Origin of the sequence: Streptomyces sp. NPDC086777, from assembly GCF_040702065.1 — a bacterium.
Taxonomy (GTDB): Bacteria; Actinomycetota; Actinomycetes; order Streptomycetales; family Streptomycetaceae; genus Streptomyces.
The window spans coordinates 280,226-297,917 of the sequence record NZ_JBFBJI010000004.1 but is presented as its reverse complement, the minus strand read 5'-3'; the positions used below and the strand labels follow the sequence as shown (position 1 = coordinate 297,917).

Genomic DNA, 17,692 nt, shown 5'->3' with positions numbered 1-17,692 from the left:
GGGGATGGGGGAACGGGTGTCAGGGGCGACAGGGGCCGACGCGACGGAGGCGTTCGCGCTGCTGCTGCGGGAGCTCAAGGACCGTTCTGGGCTCAGCTACGGGGTGCTGGCCAAGCGGCTGCACATGAGCACGTCGACGCTGCACCGGTACTGCAACGGCACGGCGGTGCCCGTCGAGTACGCGCCGGTGGAGCGCCTCGCACGGGTCTGCCGGGCGACGCCCGAGGAACTGGTGGAGCTGCACCGGCGCTGGATCCTGGCGGACGCGGCACGGGGGAGCAGGACGGACCAGGCCACGGCGACGGCCGCGCCGCGGAAGACCGCTGCCGAGCCGTCGTCCGGACCCGGCGACGGCGGTGCGCGGCCGGTGGGCGCCGGCTCCGACATGCCGTCGGGTACCGGCGGCAGCCGCCCCGGTGAGGGTGGCCCCGACGACGGCGGCGAGCCGGTCGTCGCCGACCTGCCGCGGGGGCCCGCGCCGCCGCGTCGGCGGCGTACCGCGCTGATCGCCGCCCTCGCGACGGCCGCTGTGCTGGGGGCCGTCGTGTTCGCCGTGCATCCGTCGTTCGGCGGCGGCCACGGCGGCACGGGCGACGAGCGGGCGGCCGGGGACGCCGCCGCGGTCACCGGCCCGCCGCGCACCGGGAAGGCGTCCCTCTCGCCGTCCCCGAGCGGGACCGGACACACGCCCGCCGCCTCGTCCTCCGCCACCCCCACCGGGTCCGCGACGACCGGGACCGGCGGCTCCGCGGACGACGGCAAGCAGGGCGGCGGGGCCCAGGACGCCGACGGCGGCACCACCGGCACCGCCGTACCGCTCGCCGTCAACACCCGTCCGTACGTCTACGACGACCCGTGCAGCCAGCACTTCCTCGTCGACAGCGAGCCCGCGCAGGTCGGCCCGCCGGCGAGCGAGCAGGACGCCCCGCGCTGGGCCGCGGCCTACGGGGCGGTGTCCTCGGGCGAACAGGAGGTCGCCCTCACCGTCCAGGGCACCGGGGCCGAGACCGTCGTCCTGGAGGCGCTGCACGTGCGGGTGCTCAGCAAGGGCGCACCGCTCGCCTGGAACGACTACTCGATGGGCGTCGGCTGCGGCGGTGGCGTCGGGACCAAGTCGTTCGACATCGACCTCGACAACGGCAGCCCGACGGTCACCGCCAAGAACGGCCAGCGCGACTTCCCGTACAAGGTCAGCGAGTCCGACCCGGAGGTCTTCTACGTCTTCGCCCGCACCAGGGCCCACGACGTCCGCTGGGACCTGACCCTGGACTGGTCCAGCGGCAGCCGCCGCGGCACCGTCCACGTCGACAACGCCGGCACCGCCTTCCGCACCAGCGGCGACGCCGGCCGCCCGGGCTACGACTACCCGCTGGGCGGCAGCGAGTGGATCCCGCGGGAAGGGGGCTGACGGCGCCCGGCACCGTGCGCTCACGTGTCGTAGGTGCCCGCGTGCGGAGCGCGTCGGGGCCGCGAACGGATGCGGTCCGGGGGTGATGGACTCCCACCTGCGTGGTGTTATATGAGCCGTATGCACCATATGCTCCGGCAGGTGCGGTCCTGGTACGGGATACGCGGCGTTGCCGGTCAGATGTTCCTCATGCAGGTCGGGGTCGTCCTGGTTCTGGTGGCGACGGCGGTCGCCGCCCTCCTGCTGCAGTCGCGGACCGACGCCGAGCGGGACGCACGCAACCACACGCAGGCCGTGGCCGCGTCCGTCGCCGCGGATCCCACCGTGCGGCAGGCGCTGGCCGGGGACCGTCCGACCGCCGCGCTCCAGCAGCTGGCCGAGGAGACCCGCCGGCGCGCGCACGTGGACTTCGTCGTGGTGATGAGCCCCGCGGGCATCCGGTACACGCATCCGAACCCCGCCGAGATCGGCCGCCGCTACATCGGCAGCATCGGGGCGGCGCAGCACGGCGGCACCGTCACCGAGACGACGACCGGCACGCTCGGCCCCTCCGTGCGGACCGTCGTCCCGGTGACCGCCGCCGACGGCAAGGTCGTCGGGCTGGTCTCCGCGGGCATCACCGTCCACCGGGTGAGTCTGGCGGCGGCCCGCCAGGTGCCGCTCGTCCTGACCGGCACCGGGCTGGCGCTCGCGGCCGCCACCACCGGCACGGCACTCGTCGGCCGGCGCCTGTGCCGCCAGACCCGCGGTCTGGGACCGGCGCAGATCACGCGCATGTACGAGCACCAGGACGCCGTTCTGCACTCGGTGCGCGAGGGCGTCCTGATCGTCGACCGGCATCGCCGGCTGCTCCTGGCCAACGACGAGGCGCGGCGCCTGCTGGGACTGGCGCCCGACGTGGACGGCCGGCCCGTCACGGAGCTGGGCATCGCCCCCAGGGCCGAAGAGCTCCTCGCCTCCGGCAGGGCGGCCACGGACGAGGTGATCGAGGTGGGCGACCGGCTGCTGGCCGTCAGCCAGTGCCCCATGGACGCCCCGCCCGGACCGGGCGGCGCGGTCGCCACCCTGCGGGACACCACCGAACTGGCCGCGCTGACGGGCCGGATCGAGGTGGTCCAGGAACGGCTCGCGCTGCTGTACGACGCCGGACTGCGCATCGGCACCACTCTCGACGTGACGCGCACCGCCGAGGAACTGGCGGAGTTCGCCGTGCCCGGACTCGCCGACTACGTCACCGTCGACCTCGCCGACACCGTGCTGAGCGGCGGGGAACCGGACGAGGCGGGCATGGCGGAGCTGCGCCGGGTCGCCCTGCACGGCATCCGGCCGGACGTGCCGCTCTACCCGCCCGGCGCGCTCATCCACTTCGACCCCTTCACGCCGCAGGGCGAGGGCTTCGGTTCCGGGCGGATGGTGCTGGAGCCCGACATGGCCGCCTTCTCCGGCTGGCAGGCCCAGGACCCCGACCGGGCCCGCCAACTGGTGGCCTATGGCATCCACTCGATGATCTCCGCCCCGCTGCGGGCCCGCGGGGTGATCCTCGGTGTGGCGACCTTCTGGCGGTCCAAGGAGCCGACCCCCTTCACCGACGAGGACCTCTCGCTCGCGGAGGAGCTGGTCGCCCGCGCGGCCACCAGCATCGACAACGCGCGCCGCTTCACCCGGGAGCGCACCATGGCGGTCACGCTGCAGCGCAGCCTCCTGCCGCACGCCCTGCCGGAGCAGAACGCGGTCGACGCGGCGTACCGCTACCTGCCGGCGGGAGCCGGGCTCGGCGGCGTCGGAGGCGACTGGTTCGACGTGATACCGCTGCCCGGGGCACGCGTCGCCCTCGTGGTCGGCGACGTCGTGGGGCACGGACTGCACGCCGCCGCCACCATGGGCCAGCTGCGCACCGCCGTGCACAACCTCTCCACGCTCGACCTGCCGCCGGACGAACTCCTCTGGCACCTCGACGAGTTGGTCACCCGCATCGACCAGGACCGGGACGGCGAGGGCGGCAACCGCACCCTCACCGGCGCCACCTGCCTGTACGCGATCTACGACCCGGTGTCCCGGGTGTGCACCATGGCCAGGGCGGGGCACCTGGAGCCGGTCGTCGTGCTCCCGGACGGCGACGCCCGCCTGCCCGGCATTCCGGCCGGACCGCCCCTGGGGCTGGGCGGCATGCCGTACGAGACGAGCGAGGTGTTGCTGCCCGAGGGCAGTGGCATCGTGCTCTACACCGACGGCCTGATCGAGGACCGGTGCGAGGACATCGACGAGGGCATCGAGCGTCTGCGCCGGGCCCTCGCGGTGCCGGGACGCACGCCCGACCAGATGTGCCGGGCGGCCCTTGACGCCATGCTCCCCGGGGCGTCCCGGGACGACGTGGCCCTGCTCGTCGCCCGCACCCGGGCGCTGGACGACCGGCACACCGCGTACTGGACCGTGCCGCCCGACCCCGCGGCGGTCGCCGGGGTCCGGGCCGCCGCCACCGAGCTGCTGCGGGACTGGGGCCTGAAGGAGGAGGCCTTCACCCTGGAGCTGATCCTGAGCGAGCTGGTCACCAACGCCATCCGGCACGCGACGGGCCCCGTCGGGGTGCGGCTGATCCACGACCGCTGTCTCATCTGCGAGGTCTCCGACGGCAGCAGTGTCTCCCCGCACCTGCGCCGGGCCACCACCATGGACGAGGGCGGCCGCGGCCTCTTCCTGGTGGCGCAGTTCGCCGACCGCTGGGGGACCCGCTACACGTCCGCCGGGAAGGTCATCTGGACCGAGCAGTGGCTCGGCCCGGAGCCGCCCGCGGACCTTGTCCCGCCCGAGCTGCAGCGCCCCGTCAGAGGCGCGGGGAGCCGCGCGACCAGCCGCGACGGCGCGGCGGACGACTGACCGCGGCGCGGCATGCCCAGGCGGACGCTCAGACCATTTCGGCCTCGGGCACCCGTCGGCGCACCTTCGGGGCGGGCCGCGGGTCCCACCGGTTGACGGTCCGCACGTAGTGGTGGACGACGGAGGCCGTCGCCAGCACGAGCAGCGGCCCGGCCACCCAGCGGTGCGTGGCCATCTCCAGCGGCAGCCAGCGGTAGGAGACCAGGAGCACGGCGAAGACCGCCGTACCGTGGGCGACCAGCCGGAGGCCCGAACGGTCCCAGTCGCGGTCGAAGGTGCGCAGGGCCGCCTCGACCGTGAGCGCGAACACCGCGCCGGCGAGGAGATCGGCGCCGTAGTGGTAGCCGAAGCCCAGCGTCGCGGTGACCGTGGCGACCAGCCAGAACGCGCCCGCCCAGCGCAGCGCCCGGGGGCCCCTGCGGGAGTGCACGAAGATCGTGGTCGCCCAGGCCGTGTGCAGGCTGGGCATGCAGTTGCGCGGGGTGAAGCCGTCGTACGGCACGGGGCGCGGGGCGGTGAGTCGCGGCACCGTGCGCGGCCACAGGTCGGCCACCGGCCAGTGCCCGCCCTGCGGGGGCCGCTCCGGCCAGAGGCTGACGGACGCCCAGTGGTCGGCTCCGGTGCCGTAGGCGAAGACCGGTCCGACCACCGGGAAGATCATGTAGACGGCCGGCCCGAGCAGGCCTATCACCAGGAAGGTGCGGACCAGGTGGTGGCGCGGGAAGCGGCGGTCGGCCGCCACCCCGCGCAGCTGGTACAGCGCGACGGCGACCGCGGCCACGGCGAGCTGGCCGTAGACGATGTCGAGGAGGTTGAAGCCGACCGGGCCACTGGCCGTGACGAGCCGGCCCACCAGCCACGACGGGTTGCCCAGGGCATGGTCGGCGGTGGCCACGTACTGGTCGAGGACCATCGGGCGGGTCTTCGAGGTGATGAGGAGCCAGGTGTCGCCGGTCTTGCGGCCGGTCACCAGGAGCAGGCCGAGACCGACGCCCTTCAGCAGCAGGACGCGCTCCGGGCCGGTGCGGCGGGTCACGGCGACCACCCCGCAGCCGAGCAGCACCCACAGGGCGCCGTTGCCGAACGGCTGGCCGTGGGTCACCTCGGTGCCGGTCGCCCACCGGACCGCCGCGAAGACGAGGTCGATGCCTATCGCTGCGCCGAGGGCGGCGAACCGCTGCCGCCAGGTGAGCACCACCATCGTCAACGCCAGCCCGGCGTAGAGCAGGAAACCGGACTTGGGAGCGCATATCACCTCCCGGGCCTGGTTGGTGAGCGGTCCCGGCAGGCCGTAGTGGCGTGCGGCGGCCTCCAGGGCGACGAGGAACGCGAGGGCCGTGGCGCCTGCCACGGCCCAGGGTCTCAGTGATGTGTGTCTCAAGTTCCGGCCGATTTGCTAGAGGTTGAGGGAGGGTTGAGATCCCGTTCGACGAGGGAAGACGGAAAGACCGCCACCGGGGTTCCAGCCCTGCTCCCGACGGCTCGAAGGCTAATGGTGGGATAACGCAGGGTAAAGGGTTCGGCATCGTCGTCTCAACGCACTTGATCTGTGCATGACCTCTCCGGTGTGATGCGCGAAGACCACTTCGCGATCACTTCGTGAGACTCCGAACCACAGGGGGATCCATGCAGATAGCCCGCACCGGGCGGGGCGTCGCGGCTGCCACGTCCGTCGCCGCCCTCGCGGCCACCGCGCTCACGGCCGCCGCGCCCGTCGCCGCACCGCACACCCTCGCGGTGCCGGCCGTCGTCGGGCACACCCTGGCGCACCGGGTGAGCAGCCCGCTCTCCGACGCACAGTGCCAGGCCAAGTGGCAGATCAACTGCTACACCCCGCTCCAGTACCGCACCGCGTACGACCTGAACGCCCTCTACCGCAAGGGCGTCACGGGCAAGGGCCGCACCATCGTCATCGTCGACTCGTACGGTTCGCCGACCGTCCAGCACGACCTCGACGTCTACAGCAGGCAGTTCGGGCTGCCCAGCACCAAGGTGAAGGTCGTCAAGTGGGGCCACGTGCCCGCCTTCGACCCCAAGAACCAGGACATGACCGGCTGGGCGGGCGAGACCACCCTGGACGTCGAGATGGCGCACGCGGTGGCGCCCGCCGCGAAGATCGTCGTCGTGGAGACGGCCGTCTCCGAGACCGAGGGCACCACCGGTCTGCCGGAGATGATGGACGCCGAGAAGTACATGATCGACCACGGGGTCGGCGACGTCATCAGCCAGAGCTTCGGCGCCACCGAGAACACCTTCCCCGGCTTCGCCAAGGGCGACTTCTCCAGCATCAAGAAGCTCCGGTACGCCTTCCAGGACGCCGACCGCAAGAAGGTGACCGTGCTCGCCGCCTCCGGTGACGGCGGCGCCACCGACCTCCAGGCGGACGGCAAGACGTACTACAAGAAGCGCGTCAACTCCTGGCCCTCCTCCGACCCGCTGGTCACCTCCGTCGGCGGCACCCAGCTCCACCTCGACGACAAGGGCAACCGCGTCAAGCCGGACAGCGTCTACAACGACTACGGCTCCGGCGGTGGCGGCCAGTCCCACGTGTTCACCCGTCCGTCCTTCCAGAACGGCGTGAAGAAGGTGGTCGGCACCCGCCGCGGCACCCCCGACATCTCGATGTCCGCCGCGGTCGACGGCGGCGCCTGGATCTACTCCAGCTTCGACCCCACCGCCATCGGCTGGGACGTCAGCGGCGGCACCAGCGAGGCCACCCCGCTCTTCGCGGGCGTCGTCGCCCTCGCCGACCAGGCCGCCGGCCACCGCCTCGGCAACATCCAGAAGCGGCTGTACGACCTCTCGTCCTACCGCTCCCGGCTGACCGGCATCGTCGACGTCAACGACGGCACGGACAACAGCTACCAGGGCGTGACCGGCTACAAGGCCGTCAACGGCTACGACCTCGCCACCGGCGTCGGCACCGTGGACGCCCTGCGCTTCGTCCCGGCCCTCGTCAAGCAGAAGCCCTGACACCTGCCTCGCACCGCACGCAAACGGCCCGGGTCCCGTACCCGGGCCGTTTCCCGTTCGCCCGGCACAGGGTGGCCCCGACGGTGTGTGACGTCGCGCCGCGCACACCGGCTGTGAAGGTGAGGTAGCAACTGCGAAGGCTCGGTGAAGTCCCTGACGTGGACGGCCCGTTGGCCCTACCGCTGCCCGCTCCTCCACGGTTGCCGCCCCACCGTCCCGCCCAACTCCCGTCATAACGGCCTGACCTGGGGAAACAAGTGCCCTCCGGGTGTCCCGGCGCAGGGCGCGGGACCGCCCTCAACCGCCGCGTTGTCCATACGTCTTGACGTATCCCGCGGCTACGCGTTTGCTTCCTTCACACCATCGGTTGCGCATGACGCTCCCCCCACTCGGAAGGCGCCTGATGTGAGCGTTCCCACCCTCCGCGGGACCCCCCTGCCCCGCCTCGCGATCACCCTGGCCGCCTCCGCGTCCGCTCTCGCGCTCACCGCGTGCGGCGGCGTCGACGGCATCGGCGGGAGCGGCGCCGCCGCGTCCGCGACGAAGGGCGACGACATCACGGTCGGGCTGCTGCTGCCCGACAAGGACACCGCACGGTTCGAGAACTTCGACCGCCCCATCATCGAGAAGGAGGTCGCCTCCCTCACCCACGGCAAGGGCAAGGTCGACTACGCCAACGCCGAGGCGAGCCCGGTCACCCAGAGCCGGCAGCTCCGGCAGATGGTGGACCGGAAGGTCGACGTCGTCCTGGTCGACTCGGTGGACGCCAGGGCCATCGCACCGGAGGTCCGCAGGGCGAAGGCCGCCGGCATCCCCGTCATCGCCTACGACCGGCTCGCGCAGGGCCCGATCGACGCGTACGTCTCGCACGACAACGAACTCGTCGGCGAGGTCCAGGGCCGCGCCATCCTCGGTGCGCTCGGCGACAGGGCGGCCACCAGCGAGGTCGTGATGATGAACGGCGACCCCGCGGACCCGAACACGGCGAGTTTCAAGAAGGGCGCCCTCGGCGAACTGAGTAACAAGGTCCGCATCGCCCGGGAGTACGACACCGACAAGTGGTCGCCCGCGGTCGCCGGCGCGAACATGAAGAAGGCGATCAGGGCCGTCGGCCTGCACAACATCGCCGCCGTCTACTCGGCCAACGACGGCATGGCCGGCGCCGTCATCGACGCCCTGAAGGAGGCCGGGGCCACCACGATCCCCCCGGTGACCGGGCAGGACGCGAACCTGGACGCGGTGCAGCGGGTCGTCTCGGGCGAGCAGTACATGACCGTGTACAAGTCGTTCCTGGACGAGGCCACCGACGCCGCGCAGATGGCGGTGTACAAGGTGCAGGGCCGCGACATCCAGTACGACGCGCTCGCCCAGGACAAGGTCGACAGCCCGACCGAGAAGGACATCCCCGCGACGCTCGTCCCGGTGGTCGCCCTCACGAAGGACAACATCGAGGACACGGTGATCGCGGACGGCGTCTACACCGTCGCCCAGATCTGCACGCCGAAGTACCGGTCGGCGTGTGCGGCGATCGGGCTGACGTAGCGGCCCGGCGCCGGCGTTCGTCTGCGGCGCCTCGTGGCCCCCGGCGCCGCTCATGGGGCGCTGTCAGGCCGGGGGTGTGGCCAGGAACTCCGTCACGGCCAGGACGAACAGCAGGCACAGGGCGATGCCGACCACCACCCAGCCGGTGGGGAAGGGCCACAGCAGGTAGGCCAGTACCGCCACGGCCACCAGGACCCAGGTGATCCAGACGCGGTGGCGGTGGACGAAGGGGCCGACCGGGCCGGTGCGCAGTCCGGCGCGGTCGGCGGTGGCGCGTCCCGCGCCGATGCCGGACGTCCACAGGCCCCGGACCAGCCCGGCGTACCGGCCGGGGCCGGAGAGCCAGGCGGCCAGGGCGACGACGACGCCCAGGGCCACCACCACGCGCACCCCGGTGCGCAGGAAGTGGGTGAGCGCGTCGTAGACGGCGGCCGCCGCGCCCGGGGAGACACCCGCGGGCAGCCGGTCCAGGTAGAACACGCGGAACACGCGCAGCCCGACGCCGAGCAGCCCGGTGGTGACGGCGACCGCGAGACAGCCCGCCACCAGGGCCCGGCGCCGCCGGACCGCGAGCAGTACCCCGGCGGCGACCAGCAGCACGGCCAGCACCGGCAGCCAGTCCCCGGCGAGCTGCAGCAGCCGTACGTAGGTCCTGACCTTGCCGACCTGGTCGGACCTGACGAGGGTGAAGTCGGTGTGCACGGCGGGGATGTGCTCGGCGGGGGTCAGCCCGGCGCCGACGAGGCGCTGCTTGACCTGGTCCACGAGGGGGCCGATGTCGAGGGTGACGCTGTCGCCCGTCAGCTGGACCGCGCCCCCGCCGCTGCCCGTGAGTGCCTTGTCCAGGCTGCTGTGGATCTTGCGGTTGGCGTCGGTCCAGACGGTCCGGAACGCGCCGGACGCGGCGACCTCGCGGGCCTTGTCGTGGACGAAGCTGCGTACGGCCCCTTCGAGCGCGTCGCCGAGTCTGCCGCCCAGCGCCTGCTGCAGGCGGGGCCGGTCCGCGGGGGTCACGTCGGCGAGCAGGGCGGGCAGGTCGAGGTGGGACATGAGGGCGTCGGTGGCCCGGTCGGCCACGGCGGCCTGGACGTCGGCGTTCGAGGCGAGCGGGGCGACCGTGCTGACGTAGCGGTCGGTGTCGCCGACCTGGTCGGCCGCCCACGAGGCGACCACGGCGAGCGGGGCGAGCAGGCAGCCGAGGACGACCAGGACGACGGCGAGCAGGGACCTGACACGGTGCCGGGGCGGCCGGGCCCGTGCGCCCTCCAGGGCCGCGACCCGGGCCCGCAGTTCCCGGACGTCGTCGGACCGGTCCCCGCCCCCGTCCCCGCTCCCGTCCCCGCCCTCGTGCGCGCTGTCCTCCGCCACCCGTACCTCCCGCTCGATCCGGCCCTCCTGCCAGCCGAACCGCCGGGGCCCGGGTGCGCGAGCAGGAGAGGGCCGTACGGGGTACCGGGGCGACCGGCCGTCCCCCTGGCGGGTGGGGTCCGCCCCGGCATACGACGGCGCCCCGTGCCGGCGAGGGCACGGGGCGCCGAGGCGGCCGTCGGGACTACTTCACCGGCTCCGGCTCCGGCTCGCTCTCCTGCTCCGCGGCGCCGGCCGGGTCCACCGGGGTCTTCACCGAGTCGAGGAGCAGCTGGGCCACGTCCACCACCTGGATGGACTCCTTGGCCTTCCCGTCGTTCTTCTTGCCGTTGACCGAGTCGGTGAGCATCACGAGGCAGAACGGGCAGGCGGTGGAGACGATGTCGGGGTTCACCGACAGCGCCTCGTCCACGCGCTCGTTGTTGATGCGCTTGCCGATGCGCTCTTCCATCCACATCCGGGCACCGCCGGCGCCGCAGCAGAAGCCGCGCTCCTTGTGGCGGTGCATCTCCTCGTTGCGCAGGCCCGGGACGCTCGCGATGATCTCGCGCGGCGGCGTGTAGATCTTGTTGTGGCGGCCCAGGTAGCAGGGGTCGTGGTAGGTGATGATGCCCTCGACCGGGGTGACCGGGACCAGCTTGCCCTCGTCCACCAGGTGCTGGAGCAGCTGGGTGTGGTGGATGACCTCGTAGTCGCCGCCGAGCTGCGGGTACTCGTTGCCGATGGTGTTGAGGCAGTGCGGGCAGGTGGCGACGATCTTCTTGGCCGACCTCGGCTTGCGGGACTCCTCGGTCACCTTGCCGTCGTCGTCCAGCTCCTCGCCGAACGCCGTGTTCAGCGCCATGACGTTCTCCATGCCGAGCTCCTGGAACAGGGGCTCGTTGCCGAGGCGGCGGGCGGAGTCGCCGGTGCACTTCTCGTCGCCGCCCATGATCGCGAACTTGACGCCCGCGATGTGCAGCAGCTCGGCGAAGGCCTTGGTGGTCTTCTTGGCGCGGTCCTCCAGGGAGCCGGCGCAGCCGACCCAGTAGAGGTACTCGACCTCGGTGAGGTCCTCGATGTCCTGGCCGACGACCGGGACCTCGAAGTCGACCTCCTTGAGCCACTCCAGGCGCTGCTTCTTCGCCAGGCCCCAGGGGTTGCCCTTCTTCTCCAGGTTCTTGAGCATCGTGCCCGCCTCGGACGGGAACGCGGACTCGATCATCACCTGGTAGCGGCGCATGTCGACGATGTGGTCGACGTGCTCGATGTCCACCGGGCACTGCTCGACGCAGGCGCCGCAGGTGGTGCAGGACCAGAGCACGTCCGGGTCGATGACGCCGTTCTCCTCGGCGGTGCCGACGAGGGGCCGCTCGGCCTCCGCGAGAGCGGCGGCGGGGACCCCGGCGAGCTGCTCCTCGGAGCCCTTCTCCTCGCCCTCGGCGGTCTTGCCGCCGCCCGCGAGCAGGTAGGGCGCCTTGGCGTGCGCGTTGTCCCGCAGGGACATGATCAGCAGCTTCGGGGAGAGCGGCTTGCCGGTGTTCCAGGCCGGGCACTGCGACTGGCAGCGACCGCACTCGGTGCAGGTCGAGAAGTCGAGGAGGCCCTTCCAGGAGAACTGCTCCACCTGCGAGACGCCGAAGACGTCGTCCTCGCCCGGGTCGGTGAAGTCGATGGGCTTGCCGCCCGAGGTCATCGGGAGCAGCGCGCCCAGCGAGGTCTCGCCCGTCGCGTTCCGCTTGAACCAGATGTTCGGGAAGGCGAGGAAGCGGTGCCAGGCGACGCCCATGTCGGTCTTGAGGGCGACCACGATCATCCAGATGAAGGAGGTCGCGATCTTCAGGCCGGCGAAGAAGTAGGTGAGGTTCTGCAGCGTGGAGACGTCCATGCCCCGGAACCAGGAGACCACCGGGTACGAGATGAAGAACGAGGCCTCGTAGGAGTCCACGTGGTGCTGGGCGCCCTCCAGGGCGTGCAGCGTGAAGATGCAGACGCCGACGATCAGGATGACCGTCTCGACGAAGTACGCCTGGCCGAAGTTGGAGCCCGCGAACCGGGACTTGCGGCCCGGCCGGTTCGGCTTGCTCAGCTGGCGGATCGCGATCAGCACGAGGATGCCGAGCACCGTCATGGTGCCGATGAACTCGACGAAGACGTTGTACGGCGCCCAGTCGCCGATGACCGGCAGGATCCAGTCGGCCTGGAACAGCTGGCCGACGGCGTTGACGATCGTCAGCAGCAGCGAGAAGAAGCCGACCGCGACGAACCAGTGCGCCACGCCCACGACGCCCCAGCGGTTCATCCGGGTGTGGCCGAGGAACTCCCTGACCACCGTGACGGTCCGCCGGCCGGGCTCGTCGGTACGGGTGCCGGCGGGCACGTTCTGGCCGAGCCGCATGAAGTTGTAGATCTGCAGGACGGCGCGGGCGAACAACGCCACGCCAACCACGATCAGAACCAGCGACACGATGATCGCGGCGAGTTGCATGGGGGCTCCTCGGGCCTGCGAGGGGTGGTCTCTTCGGGTCTCTTCGCAGAGCGTTCCCGAAATTACTAAGCGGTAACTTATCCGGTCGGTTCGAGACTACCCGCATCTTTACTCGCACTGTAGCCAGGTGCGGGGTGATCTGGATCGCTGAGGTCCGCCTGGGCGGTACGCCCCAACCCGATCGTGTTATTCGTACAGAATTGTTACATTCAGGTCTAATTTGGACCTGTGCTCTACGGGATCGTCGCCGCCACCACCGCCTTCCTGCTCGCCGCCTTCCTCGCCGCGCTGATCCGCCCGTGTGCCCTGCGGCTCGGGCTCGTCGACCGGCGGCGGGCCCGGCGGGTGCCCGCGCTGGGCGGCCTCGCCGTGGTCGGCGCCACCTGCCTGGTCGCCTTCGCCGGCGACTGGAGCCGGGTCGCCCCGCTCGGTACCGGCGTCGGGGAGCTGGTGGCCGCCGGGGGAGCCGTGGCGCTGCTCGGAGTGGTCGCCGACGTGTGGCGCCTCAAGACGCGGTTCCTGCTGTTCGGCACGGCGGTCGCGGCCGCGTGCGTGGTGCCCTACGGCGAGTTCGGGATCGTCGGCGGGGTGCTCGGGGCGGCCTGGATCGCCTTCGTCGCCGTCGCCTTCAAGGGGCTCGACCACGCCGACGGGCTGGCCGGGACCGTCGGGGTGGTGACCTCCTTCGGGGTCGGCGCCTGTGCCGCCGCCGAGGTGATGGACGGGCTCGCCGCGCTGCTGAGCGTGCTCGCGGCCGCGCTCACCGGGTTCCTGCTGCACAACTGGTCCCCCGCGCGGATCGCCCTCGGCGCCACCGGCTCGCTGTTCACCGGGTTCGTGCTGGCCGCGGCCGCGCTGGTCACCCGGTCCGGCTACGACCCCGAGGCCAGTGCGGGCGTGCTGTTCGCGCTCACCGCGGTGGCGAGCGCCGACGTGCTGCTCGTCGTGCTGTCACGGCTCCTCGCCGGGCGCCCGGTGCTGCGCCGCGGGCCCGACCACCTCGCGCACCGGCTGCGGCGGCTCGGGCTCAGCTCGCAGCGGGCAACCGTCGTCCTCGGCGCCGCGTCCTTCGCCGGGGTGCTCGTCGCGGTGCTCGTGCACGGCGGCTGGATCGGCCGGACCGGCGCCACGTGCGTCGCCTGCGTCACCTTCAGCATCGTGCTGCTACTCCTTCGGGTTCCGGTGTACGGGCCCCGTAACGCCGTAGCGACGCAGGTCAGCGGCCACTTGCGTGTAAGGAACGGATAAGACTTGAGTCGGATGGACTCAGGTCTGTTGACCCCGGGCGCGGCTTGATGCACACTTGAGTCCGTTCCACTCAAGTCAGCTGGAGGAAATCACCATGGCACGTGCGGTCGGCATCGACCTGGGCACGACTAACTCCGTCGTCAGCGTTCTTGAAGGCGGCGAGCCCACCGTCATCACCAACGCCGAGGGTGCCCGGACCACGCCGTCCGTCGTCGCCTTCGCGAAGAACGGCGAGGTTCTGGTCGGCGAGGTCGCCAAGCGTCAGGCGGTCACCAACGTGGACCGGACCATCCGGTCCGTGAAGCGTCACATGGGCACCGACTGGAAGATCCAGCTGGACGGGAAGGACTTCAACCCCCAGCAGATCTCCGCGTTCATCCTGCAGAAGCTCAAGCGGGACGCCGAGGCCTACCTGGGCGAGAAGGTGACCGACGCGGTCATCACCGTCCCGGCCTACTTCAACGACTCCGAGCGCCAGGCGACGAAGGAGGCCGGCGAGATCGCCGGTCTGAACGTCCTGCGCATCGTGAACGAGCCCACCGCCGCCGCGCTGGCGTACGGCCTCGACAAGGACGACCAGACGATCCTCGTCTTCGACCTCGGTGGCGGCACCTTCGACGTGTCCCTCCTGGAGATCGGTGACGGCGTCGTCGAGGTGAAGGCCACCAACGGCGACAACCACCTCGGTGGTGACGACTGGGACCAGCGCGTCGTCGACTACCTGGTCAAGCAGTTCGCGGCCGGCCACGGCGTGGACCTCGGCAAGGACAAGATGGCCCTGCAGCGCCTCCGCGAGGCCGCCGAGAAGGCCAAGATCGAGCTGTCCTCCTCCACGGAGACCTCGATCAACCTGCCGTACATCACCGCCTCGGCCGAGGGCCCCCTGCACCTCGACGAGAAGCTCACCCGCGCCCAGTTCCAGCAGCTGACCGCGGACCTCCTGGAGCGCTGCAAGACGCCGTTCCACAACGTCATCAAGGACGCCGGCATCCAGCTCGGCGAGATCGACCACGTCGTTCTCGTCGGCGGCTCCACCCGCATGCCCGCCGTCGCCGAGCTCGTCAAGGAGCTGACCGGCGGCAAGGAGGCCAACAAGGGTGTGAACCCGGACGAGGTCGTCGCCATCGGCGCCTCGCTCCAGGCCGGCGTGCTCAAGGGTGAGGTCAAGGACGTCCTGCTCCTCGACGTGACCCCGCTGTCCCTCGGTATCGAGACCAAGGGCGGCATCATGACCAAGCTCATCGAGCGGAACACGACGATCCCGACCAAGCGGTCCGAGATCTTCACCACCGCCGAGGACAACCAGCCCTCCGTCCAGATCCAGGTCTACCAGGGCGAGCGCGAGATCGCGGCGTACAACAAGAAGCTCGGCATGTTCGAGCTGACCGGTCTGCCGCCGGCCCCGCGCGGCGTCCCGCAGATCGAGGTCTCCTTCGACATCGACGCCAACGGCATCATGCACGTGACCGCCAAGGACCTGGGCACGGGCAAGGAGCAGAAGATGACCGTCACCGGCGGCTCCTCGCTGCCGAAGGACGAGGTCGACCGGATGCGCCAGGAGGCCGAGCAGTACGCGGAGGAGGACCACCGCCGCCGCGAGGCCGCCGAGACCCGCAACCAGGGCGAGCAGCTCGTCTACCAGACCGAGAAGTTCCTCAAGGACAACGAGGACAAGGTCCCGGGCGAGATCAAGACCGAGGTCGAGGCCTCGATCGAGGAGCTCAAGGAGAAGCTCAAGGGCGAGGACACCGCCGAGATCCGCACCGCCACCGAGAAGGTCGCGGCCGTCTCCCAGAAGCTGGGCCAGGCCATGTACGCCGACGCCCAGGCCTCCGGGGCCGCGGCCGGCGGTGCCCCCGCCGGTGACGGAGCCGACGACGTGGTGGACGCCGAGATCGTCGACGACGAGCGCAAGGACGGTGCCGCGTGACGGAGGAGACCCCGGGCTTCGACGAGAAGCCCGACGTCCCCTCCGGCGCCACCCCCGACGACGCCGAGCCGAAGGCCGCTCCCGCACAGGGGGCGGCCCCGGCCGGGGACTCAAGCGCACAGCTGGCCGGTCTGACCGCGCAGCTGGACCAGGTACGCACCGCGCTCGGCGAGCGCACCGCGGACCTCCAGCGCCTGCAGGCCGAGTACCAGAACTACCGCCGCCGGGTGGAGCGCGACCGGATCACGGTCCGGGAGATCGCCATCGCGAACCTCCTGACCGAACTCCTGCCCGTGCTCGACGACATCGGCCGGGCCCGGGAACACGGCGAACTGGTCGGCGGTTTCAAGTCGGTGGCCGAGTCGCTGGAGACGGTCGCGGCGAAGATGGGCCTGCAGCAGTTCGGCAAGGAGGGCGAGCCCTTCGACCCGACGATCCACGAGGCGCTGATGCACAGCTACGCGCCGGACGTCACCGAGACGACGTGCGTGGCCATCCTGCAGCCCGGGTATCGCATCGGCGAGCGCACCATCCGCCCCGCGCGGGTGGCGGTCGCCGAACCGCAGCCGGGGGCGACGCCGGCGAAGGCCGAGGGGGCCGAAGAGGCCCCGGCGGCCGGGGACGACAAGGACAACGGCCCTGAGGAGGGCTGACGTCGTAGGTAACACGTGGAACACCGGAAAGGGGGCGCGTCGGGGATGAGCACCAAGGACTTCATCGAGAAGGACTACTACAAGGTCCTCGGCGTCCCCAAGGACGCCACCGAGGCCGAGATCAAGAAGGCGTACCGGAAGCTCGCCCGCGAGTTCCACCCGGACGCCAACAAGGGCAACGCCAAGGCCGAGGAGCGCTTCAAGGAGATCTCCGAGGCGAACGACATACTCGGCGACCCCAAGAAGCGCAAGGAGTACGACGAGGCCCGCGCCCTCTTCGGCAACGGCGGGTTCCGCCCGGGGCCGGGCGCGGGCGGCGGCAACTTCAACTTCGACCTGGGCGACCTCTTCGGAGGCGGCGCCCAGGGCGGCGGCGGCTTCGGCGGTGGCGGCGGCGGCTTCAGTGACGTCCTGGGGGGCCTGTTCAACCGGGGCGGCGGCACGGCGGGCCGTACCCAGCCGCGGCGCGGCCAGGACATCGAGTCCGAGGTCACGCTGAGCTTCACGGAGGCCATCGAGGGCGCCACGGTCCCGCTGCGGATGTCCTCGCAGGCCCCCTGCAAGGCCTGTTCGGGCACCGGCGACGCGAACGGCACACCGCGCGTGTGCCCGACCTGCGTCGGCACCGGCCAGGTGGCACGGGGCTCCGGCGGCGGCTTCTCGCTGACCGACCCCTGCCCGGACTGCAAGGGCCGCGGCCTGATCGCGGAGAACCCCTGCCCGGACTGCAAGGGCAGCGGCCGCGCCAAGTCGTCCCGGACCATGCAGGTCCGCATCCCCGCCGGGGTGACCGACGGCCAGCGGATCCGGCTGCGCGGCAAGGGCGCACCGGGCGAACGCGGCGGCCCCGCGGGCGACCTGTACGTCATGGTGCACGTGGACGCCCACCCGGTGTTCGGCCGCAAGGACGACAACCTCACGGTGACCGTCCCGGTGACCTTCACCGAGGCGGCGCTCGGCGGCGAGGTCAGGGTCCCGACCCTGGGCGGACCGCCGGTCACCCTGAAGCTGCCTCCGGGCACGCCCAACGGCCGTACCATGCGCGCCCGTGGCAAGGGCGCGGTCCGCAAGGACGGCACCCGCGGCGACCTCCTGGTCACCGTCGAGGTGAGTGTTCCGAAGGACCTGTCGGGGAATGCTCGGGACGCACTGGAGGCGTATCGCGAGGCGACCGCGGGCGAGGACCCGCGCGCCCAGTTGTTCGAGGCCGCGAAGGGAGCATGACAGAG

The 17,692-nt window shown here is 71.7% G+C and carries 11 protein-coding genes; 8 read left to right on the top strand and 3 right to left on the bottom strand.

The window, feature by feature from the left end:
• The first annotated feature begins 16 nt into the window (after window positions 1-16).
• Both AB0472_RS08180 and AB0472_RS08175 read left to right on the top strand, forming a co-directional pair.
• Entirely contained in the window at window positions 17-1,408 is a 1,392-nt protein-coding gene (locus AB0472_RS08180; RefSeq protein WP_366354453.1) for a helix-turn-helix transcriptional regulator, read from the top strand.
• A gap of 120 nt (window positions 1,409-1,528) precedes the next feature.
• Entirely contained in the window at window positions 1,529-4,282 is a 2,754-nt protein-coding gene (locus AB0472_RS08175) for a SpoIIE family protein phosphatase (RefSeq protein WP_366354451.1), read from the top strand.
• Between the two features lie 28 nt (window positions 4,283-4,310).
• Here AB0472_RS08175 and AB0472_RS08170 read toward each other — a convergent pair whose 3' ends face one another.
• Entirely contained in the window at window positions 4,311-5,633 is a 1,323-nt protein-coding gene (locus tag AB0472_RS08170) for a phosphatase PAP2 family protein (protein ID WP_366354449.1), read from the bottom strand.
• 275 nt (window positions 5,634-5,908) lie between these two features.
• Here AB0472_RS08170 and AB0472_RS08165 point away from each other — a divergent pair, with 275 nt between their 5' ends.
• Together AB0472_RS08165 and AB0472_RS08160 are read left to right on the top strand one after the other, a co-directional pair.
• A complete protein-coding gene (locus AB0472_RS08165; protein WP_366354447.1) occupies window positions 5,909-7,255 on the top strand; it encodes a S53 family peptidase in 1,347 nt (448 codons plus the stop codon).
• A gap of 405 nt (window positions 7,256-7,660) precedes the next feature.
• Window positions 7,661-8,797, top strand: a complete 1,137-nt coding sequence (locus AB0472_RS08160; protein WP_366354446.1) for a substrate-binding domain-containing protein — start codon at window positions 7,661-7,663, stop codon at window positions 8,795-8,797.
• A 63-nt stretch (window positions 8,798-8,860) separates the two neighbouring features.
• Here the strand turns inward: AB0472_RS08160 and AB0472_RS08155 are convergent, their stop codons facing one another.
• Both AB0472_RS08155 and AB0472_RS08150 read right to left on the bottom strand, forming a co-directional pair.
• On the bottom strand, window positions 8,861-10,087 hold the full coding sequence (locus AB0472_RS08155) for a hypothetical protein (RefSeq protein ID WP_366354673.1): 1,227 nt from the start codon (window positions 10,085-10,087) through the stop codon (window positions 8,861-8,863).
• 262 nt (window positions 10,088-10,349) lie between these two features.
• Window positions 10,350-12,632, bottom strand: coding sequence for a heterodisulfide reductase-related iron-sulfur binding cluster (locus AB0472_RS08150; protein ID WP_366354444.1), 2,283 nt, complete (start codon window positions 12,630-12,632; stop codon window positions 10,350-10,352).
• Window positions 12,633-12,860: 228 nt separating this feature from the next.
• Between AB0472_RS08150 and AB0472_RS08145 the strand changes: the two genes are divergently transcribed.
• From AB0472_RS08145 to dnaJ, 4 genes are all read left to right on the top strand, one after another.
• A complete protein-coding gene (locus AB0472_RS08145) occupies window positions 12,861-13,880 on the top strand; it encodes an MraY family glycosyltransferase (protein ID WP_366354442.1) in 1,020 nt (339 codons plus the stop codon).
• Window positions 13,881-13,974: 94 nt separating this feature from the next.
• Window positions 13,975-15,810, top strand: a complete 1,836-nt coding sequence (dnaK, locus tag AB0472_RS08140) for a molecular chaperone DnaK (protein ID WP_366354440.1) — start codon at window positions 13,975-13,977, stop codon at window positions 15,808-15,810.
• Entirely contained in the window at window positions 15,807-16,463 is a 657-nt protein-coding gene (gene grpE / locus AB0472_RS08135; protein WP_366354438.1) for a nucleotide exchange factor GrpE, read from the top strand. The genes dnaK and grpE overlap by 4 nt, the downstream gene beginning before the upstream one ends.
• A 45-nt stretch (window positions 16,464-16,508) precedes the next feature.
• Window positions 16,509-17,687: a molecular chaperone DnaJ gene (gene dnaJ, locus AB0472_RS08130; protein ID WP_366354437.1), complete on the top strand. Its 1,179-nt coding sequence runs from the start codon at window positions 16,509-16,511 to the stop codon at window positions 17,685-17,687.
• Window positions 17,688-17,692 lie beyond the last annotated feature (5 nt).